Raw genomic sequence first — 19,449 nt, 5'->3', positions numbered from 1 at the left:
CCATCATTCTTCACCCCGCGTCGCAGCCGGACCGCTGGGAGGCGTCCGCGGCTCGCCGTCCGGCGGACCCGCGGCGGCGACGGCCTCCGCCTCCGCCCGCTGCCGCTCGATCTCTTCGGCCTCGCGCTGGGCGCGCTCCTCGTCTTCGGCGGCCTTGACCGAGACCAGCTCGGCAGCCTTCGCCTTGATCGACGCGGCCCCGTCCTCGTCGATGCCGGGGAGCTGAGTCAGCACCTCGACCGCGCACTCCGAGAGGTCCTCGAGAGACGTGATGCCCTGCTGGAGGAGCAGCTCCGCCTCCGGCTCGCCGCAGCCCTCGACCGCGGCCACCGCTCGCGCGAGCCACTCGGCGATCTCGCGCATCTTCGTCTCGCTCTTGATGTCGATCTTCCAGCCCGTGAGCTGGACCGCGAGGCGCACGTTCTGGCCACGCCGCCCGATCGCCAGCGAGAGCTGGTCGTCGGGGACGATCACGTCCATCGCCTGCTGGGCCTCGTCGATGATCACCTTCGAAACCGCCGCCGGAGAGAGCGCGCTGCACACGTAGCGGGCCGGATCGTCGCTCCACGGCACGATGTCGATCCGCTCGCCGCGCAGCTCCTGGACGACCGCCTGGACGCGGCTTCCCTTCATACCGACGCACGCGCCGACCGGGTCGACGTCGCCGTCCCGGGACACGACCGCGATCTTCGACCGCCCGCCGGGCTCTCGCGCGGCGGACTCGATCGACACGATCTTCTCGTACATCTCCGGCACTTCCTGCTCGAAGAGCTTCACGAGGAATTCCATGTTCGCGCGAGAGAGCACGATCTGCGGGCCCTTCGCGACCTTGTTCACCTCGACGACGTACGCGCGGACGCGGTCGCCGGGCCGGTAACTCTCGCGCGGAACCTGCTCCTTCGGCGGAATCACCGCCTCGGCGCGGCCGAGGTCGACGATGATGGCGCCCTTCTCGAAGCGGCGGACGATGCCGTTCACGACCTCGCCCTGGCGGTCCTGGTATTCATCGAAGGTGTTGTCGCGCTCGGCGTCCCGGATCTTCTGGATGATGACCTGCTTCGCGGCCTGGGCGAGAATCCGGCCGAAGTCCGTCGTGTCGAGCTTCACGCCGATCTCGTCGCCCTCTTCGACGTCCGGATCGTAGTCGCGCTGGGCCTCGGCGATCAGGATCTGGCTGTCCGGATCCGTGATCTCGGTGACGACCTCGCGGAACTCGAAGAGCTCGACCTCGCCGATCTCGTCGTTGTAGCGAGACTCGATCTCCTTCTCCTGGCCGAAGCGCTTGCGCGCGGCCTGGAGCATCGCCTCTTCGAGCGCTTCCGTGATCTCGTTCGGGTCGATCCCCTTGTCCTTGGCGATCTGATCGATTTCCCGCTTGAGGTTCATCCCAATCATGATTTCTCCACCTGGCCTCGGCTCTGAGGCTTGGCCTTCCCCGAGCGCTTCTTTCCGTTCCGGCCGTTCTGGCGGTTCTGGCGTTTGCGGTGCGACGTCCGCGGGCCCGGCTTCTCGCCTCCCTGCTTCCCGAAATCCGCGCTCGTGAACTCGTAGATCGTGTTGGCCTTCTCGACCTCGTCGAAGGGAATCGCGAACGACTCGCCATCGACGTCCATCTGGAGAACGGCCGGCTCGCGCTGCGTGTCCACGGCGAGCAACCGTCCTCGAAATCGCTTTCGCCCCTCGAAGGGACGCCTCGTCCGGAGCTTGAGCTCCTGCCCCACCGCCGAAACGAAGTCCTTTTCTCTTCCGAGCAATCGATCGAGTCCGGGGGACGAGACCTCGAGCTGGTACGCGCCGGTCATGGCGTCGGCCGCATCGAGCAACGTCTCGACTTCCCGCGAAATCGCCACGCATCGGTCGATCGGCACCCGCCCGTCGGCACTCGGGGAGTCCACGGTGATCCGCAGCAGTCCCTGCCCTCGGTTGCGGGCCACCTCGACGTCGACGAGCTCACAGCCGTGCTCGTCCACGACCGGCTCGATCATCGCGCGCAGCTCCTCCGGGATGTCTCGATAGATCGCTTCCTTCCTCCCTCGTCGGTCCGGACCCCACCACCTGACCCGGCATCAGCACTTCTTTCGCGCTTCTCGGCGAGATCGCGTAAACCCAGGCGCCAAAACGAAAAAAAGCGGACGAAACGCCCACTTTCCCGGTTGGTTCCCATCGACCTCGGGCGCCCCCCGAGAGGGATTCCGTCGATCGATCGACCCGAAAAGCTTTCACCTTCCAGGCGCAGGGCGCCTCGAAAGCCCGCGCAAATTATAGGAAGGTGCGAGGAATGGCAACTTCGGCCACTTCTCGAATCCTATACCCCGGGGAAAGCCGGCGCAGCGAGGGGGCTCAGCCGAGCTCGAGGGCGCCGGTCAGGTCGGCCACGCGCGCGAAGCCGTGGTCGGCGGCGTACTGCGCGATCCCCTGCGCGATCCGTTCGGCGGCGCCGGGCTCCAGGTAGTTGAGGGTCCCGACCTGGATCGCGGAGGCCCCGCAGAGAAGGAACTTGACGGCGTCCTCGGCGTGGCTGATGCCGCCGATGCCGCAGATCGGGATGTTCACGACCTGGGCCGCCTGGTAGACCATGCGTAGAGCGATCGGTCGGATGGCCGGACCGCTCAGGCCGCCGAGCACGTTCGACAGGATCGGCTTGCGCGTCCGCACGTCGATCTCCATCGCCTGGACCGCATTGATCAGGGAGATGCCGTCGGCGCCCTCGTCCTCGCAGACCTTCGCCATGTCGGCGATCCGCGTGACGTTCGGCGAGAGCTTCACCAGGAGCGGTCCCTCGGTCGCCGCGCGGACCGTGCGCACGAGCTCGCCGAGCAGCTGCGGGTCCTGGCCGAACTCGATCCCGCCCGCCTTCACGTGGGGGCACGACGCGTTGATCTCGATCCCGGCGATCCGCGGATGGGGCGACACCCGGGCGGCGAGCTCGGCGTACTGCTCGGGTGCGGTGCCGAAGGCGCTCGCGATCACGACCACGCCCGCCGGAAGTGCGGGGAGCTTCTCCTCGAGGAAGGCCTTCACCCCGACGTTCTCGATGCTGATGGCGTTCAGCATTCCGCTCGGCGTCTCGCCGATCCGGGGCGGCGGATTTCCGAAGCGCGGCTCCAGGGTCAGGCTCTTCGCCACGAAGCCGCCGATCTTCTCGAGATCGAGAAAGGGCGCGAACTCGGTTCCGTAGCCGAAGGTCCCGCTCGCCGTCAGGACGGCGTTGCGCAGGGGGATGCCGGCGAGCTCGACGCGAGGATCGACGTCGGCCACGTTCACGGCAGTCCCTCCCAGGCGATCTCCCGGGCATCGAAGACCGGGCCCGCCTTGCAGACGAGCGAGAAGCCGCCTTCTGCGCGGGGCGCCGCGCAGCCGAGACAGACGCCGAAGCCGCAGGCCATCGGATTCTCGAGGGAGACGAGGCAAGGCGCTCCCGCCGCTGCCGCGAGATCCGCGCAGGCACGCATCATCGGCGTCGGGCCGACGGCGAAGACCGTCGCCTCGGCGCCCGCCGCGGCGAGACGCTCGCCGAGGGGCACCGTGACGAAGCCCGCCACGCCCACGCTCCCGTCCTCGGTCGCGCAGACCAGCTCGATGCCCTCGGTCGCGAGGGCCGCGAAGTCGCCCCGTCCGATCAGGTCCTGCTCGCCTCGCGCACCGAGCATGACGACGGTCTCCCGACCCTGCGCAGCGAGGGCGCGCGCGAGCTCGTAGAGAGAGGCGATTCCGGTGCCGCCGCCGGCGAGGAGGGCCGGCCCGGTTCCCCCATCGACGGGAAAGCTCTCGCCGAGGGGACCGACGATCGACACGGTGTCGCCCTCCTCCGCTTCCGCGAGCAGCGTCGTTCCACGGCCCACGACGCGATAGAGGAGCTCCACCTCGCGGGTCGCCTCGCCGTCGGGACCGAGATCACGAAAGACCGCCATCGGTCGAGGCAGCAACGGATCCCGCCGCGGCACGCTCGACTCCGGCCCGGCGCCGACCATCACGAACTGGCCGGGGGACGCGCCGGGCCAGCCCTCGACGCGCAGTCGGAGCTTGCGCCCGTTTCCATCGACGACGTTCGAAACGACCTCGCCGTGTCCACGAATGGGGGCATGCGCCGCGGGAACGCTCGAGACGATCGGCCCGTTCGCGCTCACTCCCCCCTCCGTCCGTCGCGCCCCGTCTCCGCCGCCGCGTCCTCCGCGGTCCAGGTCAGCAACAGGGCGTCGTCGCCGTCGGGGTAATAGCGTGCCCGCCGACCGACGACCACGAATCCGACGGCTGCATAGAGCGCGGCGGCCGCCGCATTGCGCGCGGCGAGCTCGAGCCGGAACGTGGTCACCCCGCCCTCGCCTTCCGCGGCGATCAGCTCTTCGAGCAGCGCGCACCCGATCCCTCGTCGGCGCCGGTCCGGGTCGACCGCCACCAGGTCGATCTCGACCAGGTCCCGGTCGACCCGGCGACCGAGGACGAAGCCGACCATCGCGCCGTCTTCATCCTCCTGACACATCAGACTGGCGCGGGGCGAAGCCAGGGCCTCCCGGATCTGCCCGGCACTCCAGGGGGCGTCCATCGCCCGCCCGGCCAGGGTCGCGATGGCCTCCGCGATCGAGGCTTCTTCCCCTCGGCCCTTCCGCTCTCCCGCGAGCTCGTCCAACCGCTCTCCCACTCGCGCCTCGGGACCGGATCCCCCCGGATCACCACGTGAAATCCGTCGTCAAGCGCTGCCCCGGACAGGCCGATAGATACGTCCGGAGAACCCCTGACCCGACCTACGAGAGGCAACGTTGGCCACCGGTCTCGACGCGCAACAGAAGATCTTCCAGGCCCACCCCGACGATCGCCGGGCGTTCGAGGCGCTCGAGGAGCACTACTTCCTCGAAGGCGACTGGGACGCGCTCGAGCAACTGTATCGCGCACGCATCGCCGCGCCCTCGATCGCCGACGACCTCTCCCAGAAGAGCCCGCTGCTCTTCCGGCTCGGACAGATCCTCGAGGAGCGCGTCCTCGACGTCGACGCCGCGACCGAGATCTACTGGGAGCTCGCGCGGCTCGACCCGACCAATCGTCCCGCGCTTCGCCAGCTTCGCGGAATGCACGAACGCCGCGCCCAGTGGGACATGGTCCTGCAGATCGCGGAGCTCGAGAGCCAGACCTCGATGCCGCCCTACGAGCGGGCCGCCTTCGAGTCCGAGCTCGGCCGCACGTGGAAGGAACATCTCGGGGATCCCGAAGAGGCCCGGAACGCGTTCGAACGCGCCCTCGAATCGGACCCGGATTTCCCCGCCGCGCTGGAAGGCCTGGCGGCGATCCATCAGGAGGCGGGTCGGCTGCGCGATGCCGCCACGATCCTCGAGCGGCTCACCGACCGCCTGCGCGGCCCCGAACGGGCCCCGGTCTGGATCACGCTCGGAACCCTGCTCGCCGGCCCCCTCGACGAACGCGCCCGCGCCCGCCGCTGCTTCAAGTCCGCGCTCGAGGACGATCCGTTCCAGGCGGCCGCCGTCGAGTGGTCGCTGCTCCTCGCGACCGAAGCCGAGGACTGGTCCACGGTCTCCGAGCTGCTCGAGAGTCGATTCGATCTCGCGAGCGGCGCTCGCAGCCGCGCGGCCATCGCCGTCGAGGCGAGTCAGATCCAGCTGAACCATCTCGGCTCCCCCGCACGGGCCCGCGCGTGGGTCGACCGCGCGACGGAGCTCAACGCCGAGGACGCCTCCGTCCTGCTCGCCGCGTGCGACGTCGAGCGTGCGGACGGAGATCGCGACGCACTCCTGGCCCATCTCGACCAGCTGCTCGAGGTCGCGGGTCGCCACACGCCCCAGTCGGCCCTGATCGAAGCGGCCGAGCTCCACGCAGACTTCGGCCACACCGAGGAAGCCCTCGCCGCGATCCGACGCGCCGCGGATCGGGAAGGACCGGACGACGAGCGCGTGCTGCTCCTCCAGGCCCGGCTCCTGCGGGACGACGGCGCCAAGCTCGAGCTCGCCGAGGTCCTCGAGACCCTGACGGCCCTCGACGGAAGTCAGGACCCGGCGACCCGTGCCGGAATGCTGCGGGAGCTCGCGGCGATCCAGGAAGAGGATCTCGGCGAGGATGCGACCGCCGGGCAGACCTGGCGACGTGCCTTCGACCTCGAGCCCGGTGCAGGCCCCGCCCTCGATGCCCTCGAGCGCCTCCACCGCAAGCTCGACGATTGGAACGCGCTTCGGGAGGTCCTCGACGTCGCCATCGGCGCCGAGGGCGAGGACGCCGAGGCGGACCTCCTCGCGCGACAGGGTCAGCTCCTCGTCGATCACTTCGACGACGCGACGGCGGCCCGCGCGCTCTTCGACCGGGCGCTCGCGAAGGACGATCGCAACGCCCCGGCCCTGCGCGGCCTGCGCGCGATCGCGGACGCCAGCGACGACCCGGACCTGCTGCTCGAAGTCTGTGCCCGCGAGGCCGTCGATCTCCGCGACGGCGACGAGATGGGCGCGCTGGCCCGCTGCGCAGCCCCCCTCCTCGAAGACCGCGGCGATCTCGAAGGCGCCCTCGGCTGGATCACGCGATGGACCGACCTCGCCTCCGGGAGCGACGCCGCCTGGGCGGCACGCGCCGACCTCGAGCAGCGACTCGAACGCCCCCGTGCGGAGGTCGATTCCCGACGCACCCTGGCGAGGCTGCGCTCGGGTGCCGAGCGCATCGAAGCGCTGCTGCGGCAAGCGGCGATCCATCGCGAGCTCGGCGAGGGCACCGAAGCGGCCGCCGCGCTCGAGCAGGCGCTCGAAGCCCAGCCCGACGACGACAAGATTCTGACCTCGCTCTGCGACGTCTATCGCGCGTTGGACCGTCCTCAGGATCTCGTGCGCGTGCTCCGACTGCTGGCGGATCGCCTGCCGGAGGAATCCCGGGCCGAGCCGCTCGAGGAACTCGCCGCCACGCTTCAGGATCCGCTCGGCGACCTCGACACGGCGATCGTCGTTCGTTGGCGCCTGGTCGAGCTGCCCGACTGCCCGGCGGAAGCACCTGGCAAGCTCGAAGCGCTGCTCGAGCTGGCGGGACGCTATGCCGAGCTGTCGCACCTTCTCGACACGCGTCGTCTGCAGCTCGGCGACGAGTCGGACGAGGCCTTCGAGCTGGACCTGCGTCGGGCGACGCTACTCCTCGATTCGCTCGGCCATTGCGACGAGGCCGCCGAGATCTTCGCGGCCCTCCACGAACGTCACCCCGACAGCGACGAAATCCTCGACCTGCTCGAACGCGCCCTGCGCGGCGGGGACGACGCCGCGGGGCTCTGCGACCTGCTCGAGCGACGCGCGGGCTGGGCCGACAACGACGAAACGCGTGCGGCCCTCGAGCTCGAACGCGCGACGATCACGGAAGAGGCCCTCGGCGAGCGACAGCGCGCCTGCGAGCTCTACGAACGGATCCTTCGGGACTACCCGGAGGCGCCGGCAGCGGACGCCGCCGACCGTCGGCTCGAGCGTCTCTTCGAGGCACTCGGCGAGTGGGAAGCGCTGCGCGACCACCTCCTCGACCGCATCCCGCAGACGAGCGGCGAGGACGAGATCGCACTCCGCGAGCAGATCGCGACGCTGTGCCGCGACCGGCTCCAGGACCTGTCCGGCTGCGCCGAGCAGCTGGAACGGATCGCCGAGCGCTCGACGGACCGGGTCCACGTGTGGCAACAGCTCGCGGACCTCTACGGCAACGAGCTGAACCGACCGGGAGACTGGTTGCGCGTCGTCGAGGCCGAGCTCGCCGCGGAACCGGACGAGCCGCGCGAGTTCACCCTTCGCGTCAACGCCGCCCGCCTCTACCTGGACGACGACGAGCGCCCCGACGACCGCGACGTGGAGGCGGCCTATGCCCACTACGAACGCGTGCTGGAGATCGATCCGACCCACGCCGAAGCGGCGGAGGTCCTCGCGCTCCACTATTCGCGATCGGACCGTCACGACGAGACCTCGCGGATCCTCGAAGCGCGACTGTCGAACCTGAGCGACCACTCGACGGCCGATGCCCACGATCTGCGCCTGCGCCTCGCGACCCTCTATGCGGATCGCCTCGCGGACGACGCGCGCGCGCGACCGCATTTCGAAGCCGCCCTGGAAGGGCTCGGAGCACGGGCGACGATCGCCGACCCGCTCGCCGAGCTCTACGAGCGAGCCGAGGACCCGTCCGCTCTGGCGGCGCTCTCGCGACAGGTGCTCGAGCGGGACGACGTCCGCGCCGACCCCCTCGCCTGGCGCGTACGCCTGGGTCGCGCCGAGCACGCGCTCGGCCACTACGACGCCGCAGCGAGGGCGTATCGCGCGGCGGCCGTCGACTCGCCGGACGATCGTGAGATCGAAGACGCGCTGATCGAGATCTACGAGCACGAGGGCGAGTCCGAACCCCTCGCCGAGCTCCTCGAGAAGCGTCTGCCCTTCGCGCGCGAAGACGAGGCGATCGGGATTCGCCTTCAGCTCGCGCGACTCCACGCAGACGAACGCGGCGAGCCCGACGAGGCCCTCCACCATCTCGAGTCGATCCTCGACTCGCATCCGCAGCACCGCGATGCCTTCCAGCACGCCCTCGAGCTCGCCGAGCGCGTCGATGATCCTCGGCGCCTGCTCTCGCTCCTCGATCGCGCCCTCGGCACGACGCTGCCGGACGAGGAACGCGCCTCGATCCTCGAACGCCGCGCCCGACTCCTCGCCGAGGAGCTCGCCAGTCCGGAGCAGGCGGTGCTCAGCTACCGCGAGGCGCTCTCCTTCGATCGACAACGGGCGAGCCTGCGCAGCGCCCTGCGCGCGCAGCTCGAGCGCCTCGAGCGTTGGCCCGCGGTCCTCGACTGTCTCTTCGTCGAGGCGATGGAATCGCCCGCCGCAGAGCGCGTACGCCTCTACGAGGAGGCGGCGGAGATCGCCTGGTCGCAGGTCAGCCCCGACGCTTCGCTGCCCTGGCTGAACCGCCTGCGCGAAGAGCGACCCGAGGATCCGGAGATCTTCGCGCGCCTCGCCGAAGTCCATCGCCGGGCCGGCCGCTTCGAAGCCGCCCTGCGCGCCCTCGACGAGGAGCTCTCGCTTCGCGCGACGGACGGGGAACGCTGCGAGCTGCACCTCCAGCGCGCCCGCCTGCTCGAACGCGAGCTCCACGCACCGGGCCGCGCGATCGGCGCCTATCGGGATGCGCTCGCTCTCACGCACGACCCCGACGAGATTCTCGGCGAGCTCGATCGCCTGCTCGACCTCATGGGTCGCCCTGGCGAGCGCGCGGAGATCCTCGAGGCACGCGTCGAACGCCTTCCCGCCGGCGAGCGCACCGAACTCCGCCGCGCCCTCGCTTCGCTCTACTGCGTCGACCTCGCCAAGCCCGAGCGTGCGGTCCCGCACCTCGAGGCGAACGTCGAAGCCGAAGACGAGCCCCTCGACCGGATGGCGGCGCTGGGCGCCCTCGAGGCCGCCCTGCGAGCCGCCGGCCGGCACGACGCCTGGATCCAGACTGCGGAGGCGGAGCTCTCGCTGATCGAAGGCGAGCCGAGCGTCGCCGAGAACACGCCGCCGGAGTTCGAGCGCTATCTGCGCGAAGAGCTGGCGCGGACCTGGGACGAGCTGATGGGCGACGCCGATCGCGCCCTCGCCCACCTGCGCGTCCTGTGTCGCGACGAAGACCGCGCGACGCCCGAACACCACGCCCGCCTTCGCGCGCTGCTCCGCCGGACGGGCCGACGCCCCGAGCTCGCGGTCGAGTTGGCCGCACATCTCGATCGCGGCCAGGGCGGGCCGGCCGACTGGCTCGAGCTCGCACGCCTCCGGGAAGAAGCGCTCCTCGACCTGGCCGGCGCCCGCGAGGCCTATCGCGAAGCCGAAGGCGACCGCGAGCTGCGGCGCGCCGCGATTCGCGGCCAGCGACGGACGAGCGAGCGTCTGCGCGACTGGGAAGCCGTCGCCGGGGCGCTCGAAGCCGAGTACCACGAGGCCGACCGGCTCGAACGCAACGAACGAATCGTCCTCGCCCGCCGCCTCGGCGACCTCTGCTGGCAGCGCCTCGGCGCAGGCGAGCGCGCCGCCGCCGGCTATCAGCTCGCCCTCGACCTCGACGCGAACGACCTCGAGACGCTCCACCGCCTGATCGACGTCCGCGAAGCCTGTCAGGCGCACGTCGCCGCCGCGGACCTCTACCGGCGCGAACTCGAAATCCTGGCCAACGACGAGACGACGAGCCCGCGACGGCGAGAGATCTGGCTGCGGCTCGCGAGTCTGTCGGCGGACGCCCTCGACGCCCCGGACGACGCGATCGAGGCCTATCGGCAGGCCGCGGACCTCGATCGGCTCGCCGCCCCCGACGAGCTCCGGCTGGCTCGGCTCTTCGAAGCCACAGGCGACGACAGCGCGTTCTGCGAGACCTTCGGCCGGTGGTGCGACCGCGAGGACAGTGGCGCGGCGCTCGAAGACCACCTCGAGCTGGCCCGCGCCCTCGTCGCCCGGGGCGACGCGACCGAGGCCCATGCCCGTTCCGAACGCGCGACCGCCGTCGATCCGGAGAGTTCCGCAGCGTGGCGATTGCGCGCGGAGCTCGACCGCACGGCCGAGCGGTGGACCGACGCGGCGGAGGCGTTCGAACGCGCCGCCGAGCACGCCCCCGACGACGTCGCGGCGCAGGATTGCATCTCCGCGGCGGCCTGTCTCCAGGAAAGCGATCTCGATACGGCCCATCGCCTGCTCGTTCGCGCGACCGACCTCGATCCGTCGAGCCTCGCAGGGCATGCCGCACGCGCGCGCGTCGCCGGCGCGCTGGAGCTCGACGACGAGACCGAGGTCGAAGCGACGACCGCCCTCGAGCTCGCCCGCGCGGGAGCCCTCGACGACGCGACGCGTCTCGAGGTCGCCGTGCTCGGTGGCCGCGCCGCCCTCCGACTGGGTCACAAGGACGCGAGCCGGCGCCTCTTCGAGGAGGCCCTCGAGCTCGACGGAGACCAGATCGAAGCCCTCGAAGGCGTGGCCTGCGCCCACTTCGAGGACGGCGCCTACACCGCCGCGCGCCCGCTCCTCGAGCATCGGCTCGACCTCGGCGGCGACGATCCGAACCGCGCCGAGCACCTCGCGATGATCGCGCGAGGACTCGAGGCGGAAGAGCTGCTCGACGCGGCCTGGTCCCGCTACGAGGACGCGATCGACGCCGATCGGACGATCGAGTCGGCCCACGAAGGCCTCGTCCGTGTTCACGAGCGCGCGGCGCGGCCGGAAGAGGCGATGCGTGCCCTGGAGCGATGGAGCGAGGCGTCGTCGGATCGCGAGACGCGCGCGGCGGCCGCCTTCCGCGCGGCGGAGCACGCCCTGGCCCTCGACCGCAAGGACACGGCCACGACCCATCTGGAATACGCGACGGAGACGGACCCGCAGCTGGCGCCCGCGTGGCTGCTGCTCTGCGAGCTCGCGAGCGAGCGCGCGCCCGACGAGGACCTGCGCGCACTCTGCCGCCAGGCCCTCGAAGCGATCGAGCCGAGCCCGCTGTCCGCACAGATCTCGCTCCGCGCCGCCCGGCTGGCCGAGGTCGCAGGCGACCTCGACGAGGCGCGAGAGCGCTACGGCGAATCGTCGCGCTGGGATCGTCGAACGACGGAGGCGGCCCTCTGCGAGTCGCGACTCGCTCGACGGGCCGGTGACTGGGTCGATGCCGACGGGGTGCTCTCGCAGTTCCTCGATCGACACCCGGATCCGGAGAGCCCGACGCTCGCGCATGTCCACCTCGAACGCGGCAGACTCCTCTCGGGTCCGCTCGAAGACGTCGACGCGGCGATCGAGGCGTACGAGAACGCGCTCGCGCTCCAGCCCGACCTGGGCGTCGCGCGAACCTCCCTCGGCAGCCTCCTCCTCCACTCGAAGGAGCGCTGGCGGGAAGCGCTCGCGATCCATCGAGAGCTCCTCGAGACCAACCCGACGGCCGGGGCCTCCCTTCGCGCGGTCGTCCGCATCGCCGAGAGCCGCGGCAACTCCGATGTCGCGGAAGGGGCCCTCGTCGTGCTGCGTGCCCTCGGGCTCGCCTCGCCCGAGGAGGCGTCGACCGGTCCGAGTGGGCTGCGCGTCCCGATCCATCCGGGGCCGCCGATGGTCGACGACGACGCCGAGCGCCTGCGCCGGATCGCCCACCTCGTCCGCGACGAGCTCGGCGGCGTCCTGACCGGCGCCGTCCCCGAACGCGCCACGTCGGACGATGCCGCGATCGACCAGGCCCTCCGACAGATCTCCGACATCGAGGACGAACTCAGCGCGCCGGGACTCGCCCGCCTCGAGGCCGACGACCGCGCGGCGCTCTTCTCGACCCTCGGCGCCCTCTTCCTGGATCCGGGGGGCAACGGCGCCGACAGCCGCTTCCGCGCCGGACTCGACGAGGCCCTCGGAAGGTGGACCCGCCGCAAGGTGCGCCGGATCGTCGAGGAGACTTCGCTGGACGCAATCGAAGCCCACGATCACGCCCGCTGGGGCGAGTCCCTCCGCGCGATCGCGGCGGCCCAGGTCGTCGACCGGACCGGTGGCGACCTCGCGCCGGTCTTGCGCGCCCTGCTCGTGATGGAGCCCGAGACGGCCGAGTCGCCCGCCTTCGAAGGCGCGGAGATCGCGACGCTCACCTCGTCGAGCCCCACCGCGCGGGCGCTGCTCGTTCGCATCCTCACCCAGCTCTGCGATCGCCTCGAGCGCGATCGATAGCCCGAGAAAGGCAACCGGATGGCCCGCCGAACCCCGAAGAACACGCGAAAGCACCGACGCATGACCGTCCGCATCCTGGTCGACTACCAGGCGCAGGGCGGGATCCACTGCGACTACGCGACGACCCTCGGCGCCGGCGGGATGTTCCTTCAGACGGACCTGGCCATGACCCGCGGCGAGATCGTGAAGGTGCGCTTCCGGATCCCCGGCGGCGAAGCGCTCCACGAGCTCGAAGCCCGCGTCACCTGGTATCACGCGGCGCGCGAGGAGCAGGACGGCAGCGTGCGAACGCCCGGCGTCGGCCTCCAGTTCACCGATCCGACCCTGACCGCGCCGCTCGCGCGGGAGCTCGAAGACTACGGGGAATGAAGCCGCTCGCGCGGGGCGCGAGGACGGCGAGCACCGACGCCCCTCGCCGGGCACCGCGATCCGGCCAAGCCCGATCGACGTCGCCTAGCGCCGCGCCTCGATCTCGCGCACCAGCCTGTGGTGGAGGCGATGCCCCGCCTTGTTCGCGGTCACGAACGCCTGGAGCGGCGCGTCGAGGAGCGCGAGGTCCCCGATCAGGTCGATCGCCTTGTGGCGGACACATTCGTCGGGAAAGCGGAGCGGGCCCTCGTTGACGACGCCCGAATCGTCGAAGACGAGGGTGTTCTCGAGACTCGCCCCACCGGCCAGCCCCTCGCTCCGGAGCGCGTCGAGATCCTTCAGGAATCCGAAGGTGCGCGCCGGCGCGATCTCCTCGGCGAAGCGCTCGGGGGTGAGGCGGTCGATCACGATCTCCTGCCGGCCGATCGCTGGATGGTCGAAGTCGATCGCGTAGCGGAAGCCGAAGTGGTCCGCGGGCTCGGCGCGCACGAAGCGGTCTCCGTCGCGGACTTCGATCGGCTCGTCGAGGACGACGGGCTGGTGGCTGAGCCGCTCCGAGGGCGCGCCCTCCCGACCGGCGCTCCGGATCAGCTCGACGAAGGGAGCGGCACTCCCGTCGAGGGCGGGCACTTCCCCACCCTCGACCCCGATGAAGACGTGATCGATCTCGAGGGCGGACAAGGCCGCGAGGAGGTGCTCGACCGTCGAGACGTCGGCGCCGTCCCAGTCGTCCACGCCGAGCCGGGTCGCGCGGGCACCGTCGCGAACCGCGTGCACGTGCACCGGGAAGACGACGCCGTCGGTGCGCCCCATCGTCCGGCCGCTTCCGATCACCGGCTCGAGTCGGACGCACGCGGGCTGACCGGAATGCAGCCCGACGCCTTCGACCTCGACGTGGCGGGCGATCGTCGCCTGGGACATCGGCCCCCTCCCTCGGATCCGCGCCCTTCTCCGGACCGGACCCTTCGGAGGGTAGCGCGGGCGAGCTACTCGTTCGTCTTGTCGAGACCGACGGCCGCCGCGTTCTGGAGCGAGGCCCGGACCTCGTTCAGGATCTCGCGCGCCGACTGGTAGCGGTTGGCCGGATCCTTCTCGAGGCAGCGCTCGACGATCCGCGACAGCACGTCCGGAACGTCCGGCTTCAGGTCCTGCATGCGCGGCGGCGCGGTGTGCACGTGGTGGTAGGGGATGTTCCCTTCCTTGAAGGGCACCGTCCCGGTCGCCATTTCGAAGATCGAGATGCCCAGCGAGTAGACGTCGGTCCGGTGGTCGATGTTCTTGCCGAGGGTCTGCTCGGGGCTCATGTAGTAGGGCGTACCGGCCACCACGGTCGTGTGGTTGCGCGCCTCCTCGACCACCTTGGCGAGACCGAAGTCCATCAGCTTGGCCTTCTTGTCGCGGGTCCACATCGCGTTCGCCGGCTTGATGTCGCGATGGACCACCTTCTTCTCGTGTGCGTAGGCGAGCGCTTCGCTGATCTGCATCAGGACGTGGAGGATGCCCGAGGGCGAGATCGCGCCACGGCGGCGGAGGATCTCCTTGAGCGTCGTGCCTTCGACGTACTCCATCGCGATGTAGTAGCGACCCGCCTGCTCGCCGGTGTCGTAGACGGTGACGATGTTCGGGTGGTTGAGCTTCGCGGCGGCCTGGGCCTCGCGCATGAAGTTGTTGATCGCCTGGGGATTCTCGGTGAGGGCCTGGGGCAGGACCTTGAAGGCGACCAGGCGGTCGAGGACCGTGTCCTGGACCTTGTAGACGATGCCCATCCCGCCGCGGCCGAGCTCGCCGACGATCTGGTAGCGCCCGTCGTCGGCGCGCTGGTTCGGCGTCCGATCGGCTCCGGCGCCCTCGCCTCCGGCGTCGTTCAGGGGGGCGATCGGCTCGTTCTCCTGCACCACGGCGCGCGTCTCCGCGAGGCGGTTCTCGACGTCGCGGTAGTGGTAGTCGAAGGCCATGACCTTCTCGAAGATCTCGAGGGCCTCCCGGGCCTTGCCATCTTCCTGGTAGATCACCGCGAGCTTGTAGAACCCGTCGACGCTCTCGCGGGTGAGCTCGGTGTCCCCGATCGCCTGCTGGAGCTTCGTGATCGCGATGGCGTTCTGGCCCCGGGCGGCGAAGATGTCTCCGAGGATCGCGGCGGAGCGAGCGAAGTCCTCGTCTTCCTGCGAAACCTTCTGGAGGACGGCGATCGCCTCCTCGTCCATGCCTTCGCGATGGTAGATGTCGCCGGCCCGGAGGAAGTCCCCGGCCTTCTCGAGCAGCTCGGCTTCCCGGGCTGCCACGCCCGCGAGGGCGAAGCACTCGGCGGCTTCCGTGAATCGGCCCGCCTTCTCGAAGGCGACACCCGCCTTCTCACGGTCCCCGGCCAGCTGGTACATCTCGGCGGCCGCCGCGAAGCCGCTGTGCTTCTCGTAGTTGACGGCGGCCTGCTCGTACTGCTCGAGGCTGCGATAGAGATCGCCGGCTTCCATGAAATCGCCGGCTTCCTCGAGCAGCGCCGCCGCGCGCTCGTTCTCGCCGGCGTCGCGCAGGTGGTGACCGAGCAGACGCGCGGCGTCCTGGTCGTTGCCGGCCTGTCGGAGGGACTCCGCCGCCTTCTCGACCTCGCCGGCCTGGCGGTAGTGACTCGCGGCCGCCTCGTGGTCCCCGAGCATCGTCGAGACCTCGCCGGCCTCCGCCGAGCACCCTCCGCGCACGAAGATCTCGAGCGCCTTGTCCGGCTGCTCGGCCTTCAGCCAGAGCTTGCCCGCCTGCCGCACGAGCTTCGCCATGTCCGCGGCCTTCTTCGGATCGAGGCCCGCCCCGCTGCCCTCTTCGACGAAGACGGTCTCGAGGCACTGCGCCGCCAGCTGCCAGTCCTTGCACTTCACGTACATGGCCGCGGCGTGGCGCTGGAAATCGGTCTCCCGGTAGCAGTGGGCCGCTTCGCGGTGGTTGCCCGCCTTCTCGAACATCTCCGCGGCGACGCTCTTGTGGCCGCACTTGAGGTAGCACTCGGCGGCCTGCGCCCACTCTTCCTGCTGACCGAAGATCGAGCCGGCGGCCTCGTAGTTCTCGCCTTCGAGATGGAGCTGGGCGCTCTCGACGAAGCGGTTCTGGTCGTGTCGGATCTCGGCGGCGCGCGCGAACTCGCCGGCCTCGATGAACATCTCGGCGGCCTCGTCGAGCAGCTCGTGGTTCCACAGCAGATCGCCCGCCTCGAGCAGATCCCCCTGCTTCTTGAGCGCCGCGGCCTGCTTGACGATCTTCTTCGCGGTGCGCTTGTCGGTGCGCGAAGCGGCGTCCTCGTCCGAGGCGTCCTCGCCGTTCGGCTCCCGAGGCGCCACGTCGACGACGTCGCCGCGGCCGATCGCGCCCAGGGCAAAGCCCAGCAGGACGAGCCCGGCGGGCAGGAGCACGAAGCGCAGGAAGGTCTCGGCGACGGCTTCCTCGAAGCCGACCGCCGCGTCCCGCGGAACGCCGACGCCCTGGTCGATCACCCACCCGTTGAAGGCCTGGAGCTGGCGACGGGTCTGATCCGCGAGCTCGGTGCCGGTCCCGTAGCTCGCGAGCAGGGCGAAGCCGCCGCAGGCGACGAGCACGAGGGCGATGGGCAGCGACAGAATTCTGGCGACGGTTCGCACGAGACGTTTCCACGCGAGGCCCGATCCGGGCCCCGCCCTGCGGAAGCCTCCGCATGCGGACCACTCGGCCCGCGGACGTAGGACTCCCGTCCAGTCCATCGGCCGTTCGTCGGGTCGATTTGAGCCCGGAAGCGCGTCGGGGGCGGCATCCACCTCCGCCTTGCCTACCCTGCCCGGCGTGTCCCCGCCCCCGTCGATCCGCCCGTCCGAGCCTCCGTGCTCCGGACGACACGCCGACGCGGCGCCTGGCGCGCGCATCCGAGCGCTCCGGTTGCCCCTGGCGCTTCTGGTGCTCCTGACGGGCTTCCTGGCCGCCGCGGGCCCGGTCGAGGCCCAGGATCGAACGCCGTTCACGATCCAGACCCACGAGATCCAGGGACGGATCCACCAGGTCTGGCCCCTGCGGCGTGGCGCTTGCGCCCACGCTGCACAGGATCTGCTGATCCTGTCGAGCGTCGGGACGCCGCCGGCGCTCGAGAAGCGCCTGACCTGGATGCCCTGCGGCGCGGCCCTGGTCCCCGGGGACCCGCGGATCGTCGAGCGGGCGCTGCCGCCGGAGACCGGGGTGGTCGACGTCGCCCTGCTTCCCGGACGCTCCGGACCGCAGCTCGTGCTCGCCTCCGGCGAGGGGCTCCGGGTCGAGGCCCTCGCGAGCGACGACCCGCCCCGGGTCTTCCCCGTGCCGGGCGGCCTGGCCCTCCCCGAACGTCCCTGGGACGTGTCGCGTATTCCCCTGGTGGACGACTGGCACGACCTGGGTCCGCCGGTCGCGTTGGTGCCGGCTCTGCGCGGCGGCTGGCTCGTGGACCTCACGACCGGCGCGACACGCGCCCTGCCCATGCCGATGCAGGCCACCTACCGGACCTACATGCCCGACCTGCCCGAGATCGAATGGCAGTGGATGACCCAGCGCGTGAGCTGGCCGTCGATTTCACGCGCCGACGACGACGGCGACGGACGGCTCGATCTCTTCGCCCTCGGGCGCTTCGAGATCTTCGTCTACCACGCGGGACCGGAGGGCTTGCCGGCCGAGCCGAGTCGACGCATCCCCTTCCAACCCTTCGACGAGGAGACCGAGCGCGAGCCCGGGGCCACGGCGACGAACTACTTCGCCCGGGACATCGACGGCGACACCCGCGCCGACCTGATGCTCAGCACGATCTCCGGTGGCCTCTCCGACGGCCAGTCCCTCACGCGCATCTTCCTGAACCCCGGCGAAGGGGTCGCGATCTCCGACCCGCCCTCCGCAGAGCGCCTCATCGAAGACGGCTACTCGACCTTCACCTTCGTGGACGCCGACGGAGACGGCGTGGACGAGATCCTCGAGGCGAGCATCGAGTTCGGCGTGCTCCAGATCGTCCGCTTCCTCCTCACGCGAAGCGCGACGACGAAGATCCGCGTCCTCCGCCTCGACCCGGAAGCCCCGGGCGGCCTGCGCGTGCTCTTCGAGGACGACTTCGCGTTCAAGATCGACTTCGCCGAGGGCGCGATCGCCGGCGTGATCCCCAATCTGGGCGACTGGAACGGCGACGGGATCAAGGACTTCTACCTGGCCGACGGCGACGAGGCGATCACGTTCCGGATGGGCCGCGTCGTCGAGGGAACGCTGGTGTTCGGGTCGACCGTCGACCGCCAGCCGATCCCCCTCGCGAGCGGACAGAGTCGCGCGGCGGACCTGGACGGCGACGGTCTCGACGAGATCATCACGTTCACCACGCAGGATCCGGACGCACCGCTGATGATCCTCGAGAATCTCGGCCGCCTGCCCGGCACGCGGGCGAGCATGTCGCCCGCGCCGAAGACGCGCTAGCTGGCGGTATAGGGCACGCCGAGGTGGGCGAAGGCGCGCTCGGTGGCGACCCGTCCGCGCGGCGTCCTGGCGAGATGGCCGCAGTGGATCAGGTAGGGCTCGACCACGTCCTCGAGAGTGCCCTTGTCCTCGCCGACGGCGGCCGCGAGGGTGTCGAGACCGACGGGGCCGCCCGCGAACTTCTCGACGAGGGTCGAGAGGAAGCTGCGATCGAGACCGTCGAAGCCGGCCTCGTCGACGTCGAGGCGATCGAGGGCGAAGCGCGCGGTGTCGAGGAGGACGCGACCCGCGTCGCCGTCCCGGACCGCCGCGAAGTCCCGCACCCGACGCAGCAGCCGGTTCGCGATCCGCGGCGTACCGCGGGAGCGACGGGCGACCTCGTGGGCGGCCTTGCCTTCGACGTCGACTCCGAGGAGGCCGCCGGAGCGGCGGACGATCTGCTCGAGATCCTCGACCGGGTAGTACTCGAGGCGTGCGGACCAGCCGAAGCGATCGCGCAGCGGCGAGGTCAGCAGCCCCGCCCGGGTCGTCGCGCCGACCAGCGTGAAGCGCGGCAGGTCGAGGCGAATGGATCGTGCCGTCGGCCCTTCCCCGATCAGGAGGTCGAGCTGGAAGTCCTCCATCGCAGGATAGAGGATCTCCTCGACCGAGGGCGAGAGGCGATGGATCTCGTCGATGAAGAGCACGTCGCCGCTCTCGACGTTCGAGAGGAGCGCGGCGAGGTCGCCGGGACGTTCGATCGCGGGGCCGCTCGTCGCGCGAAACTGGGCGCCGAGCTCCGCCGCCACGATCCGGGCGAGGGACGTCTTGCCGAGCCCGGGCGGGCCGTGGAAGAGGACGTGATCGAGGGGCTCGCCCCGCTCCCGCGCCGCCTGCACGAAGACCGAGAGGTTCTCGCGCAGCCGCGGCTGGCCGACCATCTCCTGGAGGTTCTGGGGCCGGAGCGACTCCTCCGCACCGCCCTCCTCGGGCTGCTGCGAAAGGCTCAGTTCTCCTCGGTCCACGC

General features: G+C 70.7%; 11 protein-coding genes. 3 read left to right on the top strand and 8 right to left on the bottom strand.

Annotation, left to right across the window (positions count from 1 at the left end; translation table 11 throughout):
• Positions 1-3: 3 nt before the first annotated feature.
• From nusA to NXI30_19145, 5 genes are all read right to left on the bottom strand, one after another.
• Entirely contained in the window at positions 4-1,395 is a 1,392-nt protein-coding gene (gene nusA / locus NXI30_19165; protein ID MCR9096351.1) for a transcription termination factor NusA, read from the bottom strand.
• Complete coding sequence (locus NXI30_19160) at positions 1,392-1,985, bottom strand: ribosome maturation factor RimP (protein MCR9096350.1); 594 nt, start codon at positions 1,983-1,985, stop codon at positions 1,392-1,394. The genes nusA and NXI30_19160 overlap by 4 nt, the downstream gene beginning before the upstream one ends.
• A 355-nt stretch (positions 1,986-2,340) precedes the next feature.
• Positions 2,341-3,258: a dihydroorotate dehydrogenase gene (locus NXI30_19155; GenBank protein MCR9096349.1), complete on the bottom strand. Its 918-nt coding sequence runs from the start codon at positions 3,256-3,258 to the stop codon at positions 2,341-2,343.
• A 2-nt stretch (positions 3,259-3,260) separates the two neighbouring features.
• Positions 3,261-4,127, bottom strand: coding sequence for a dihydroorotate dehydrogenase electron transfer subunit (locus tag NXI30_19150; GenBank protein MCR9096348.1), 867 nt, complete (start codon positions 4,125-4,127; stop codon positions 3,261-3,263).
• The gene (locus NXI30_19145; protein MCR9096347.1) at positions 4,124-4,627 is read right to left on the bottom strand and encodes a GNAT family N-acetyltransferase; all 504 of its coding nucleotides are present in this window, start codon (positions 4,625-4,627) and stop codon (positions 4,124-4,126) included. The genes NXI30_19150 and NXI30_19145 overlap by 4 nt, the downstream gene beginning before the upstream one ends.
• 130 nt (positions 4,628-4,757) lie before the next feature.
• Here NXI30_19145 and NXI30_19140 point away from each other — a divergent pair, with 130 nt between their 5' ends.
• Positions 4,758-12,641 (top strand): tetratricopeptide repeat protein, encoded by a 7,884-nt coding sequence (locus NXI30_19140; GenBank protein MCR9096346.1) that lies wholly within the window; start codon positions 4,758-4,760, stop codon positions 12,639-12,641.
• Positions 12,642-12,659: 18 nt separating this feature from the next.
• Positions 12,660-13,010 carry a PilZ domain-containing protein gene (locus tag NXI30_19135; GenBank protein MCR9096345.1) on the top strand — a complete coding sequence of 117 codons (351 nt, stop codon included), beginning with the start codon at positions 12,660-12,662 and terminating at the stop codon, positions 13,008-13,010.
• Between the two features lie 84 nt (positions 13,011-13,094).
• Here the strand turns inward: NXI30_19135 and lpxC are convergent, their stop codons facing one another.
• Both lpxC and NXI30_19125 read right to left on the bottom strand, forming a co-directional pair.
• Complete coding sequence (gene lpxC, locus NXI30_19130) at positions 13,095-13,931, bottom strand: UDP-3-O-acyl-N-acetylglucosamine deacetylase (GenBank protein ID MCR9096344.1); 837 nt, start codon at positions 13,929-13,931, stop codon at positions 13,095-13,097.
• Positions 13,932-13,996: 65 nt separating this feature from the next.
• Entirely contained in the window at positions 13,997-16,633 is a 2,637-nt protein-coding gene (locus NXI30_19125) for a protein kinase (protein ID MCR9096343.1), read from the bottom strand.
• A gap of 178 nt (positions 16,634-16,811) precedes the next feature.
• Here NXI30_19125 and NXI30_19120 point away from each other — a divergent pair, with 178 nt between their 5' ends.
• A complete protein-coding gene (locus NXI30_19120) occupies positions 16,812-18,443 on the top strand; it encodes a VCBS repeat-containing protein (protein MCR9096342.1) in 1,632 nt (543 codons plus the stop codon).
• On the opposite strand, the gene ruvB is transcribed toward NXI30_19120, so the two are convergent.
• Positions 18,440-19,447 (bottom strand): Holliday junction branch migration DNA helicase RuvB, encoded by a 1,008-nt coding sequence (gene ruvB, locus NXI30_19115; GenBank protein ID MCR9096341.1) that lies wholly within the window; start codon positions 19,445-19,447, stop codon positions 18,440-18,442. The genes NXI30_19120 and ruvB overlap by 4 nt on opposite strands.
• Between the last annotated feature and the right edge of the window lie 2 nt (positions 19,448-19,449).

Source organism: bacterium (assembly GCA_024742285.1).
Lineage (GTDB): Bacteria > Myxococcota_A > UBA9160 > UBA9160 > UBA4427 > UBA4427.
The sequence above is the reverse complement of the archived record's forward strand: the minus strand, read 5'-3'. Positions and strand labels throughout refer to the sequence as shown.

What these genes read in the sequence shown, in the direction of transcription:
- NXI30_19135 (MCR9096345.1), top strand. Translation starts at nt 12,660, where the DNA reads ATGGCCCGCCGAACCCCGAAGAACACGCGAAAGCACCGACGCATGACC.
- NXI30_19160 (MCR9096350.1), bottom strand. Translation starts at nt 1,985, where the DNA reads ATGATCGAGCCGGTCGTGGACGAGCACGGCTGTGAGCTCGTCGACGTC.
- nusA (MCR9096351.1), bottom strand. Translation starts at nt 1,395, where the DNA reads ATGATTGGGATGAACCTCAAGCGGGAAATCGATCAGATCGCCAAGGAC.
- lpxC (MCR9096344.1), bottom strand. Translation starts at nt 13,931, where the DNA reads ATGTCCCAGGCGACGATCGCCCGCCACGTCGAGGTCGAAGGCGTCGGG.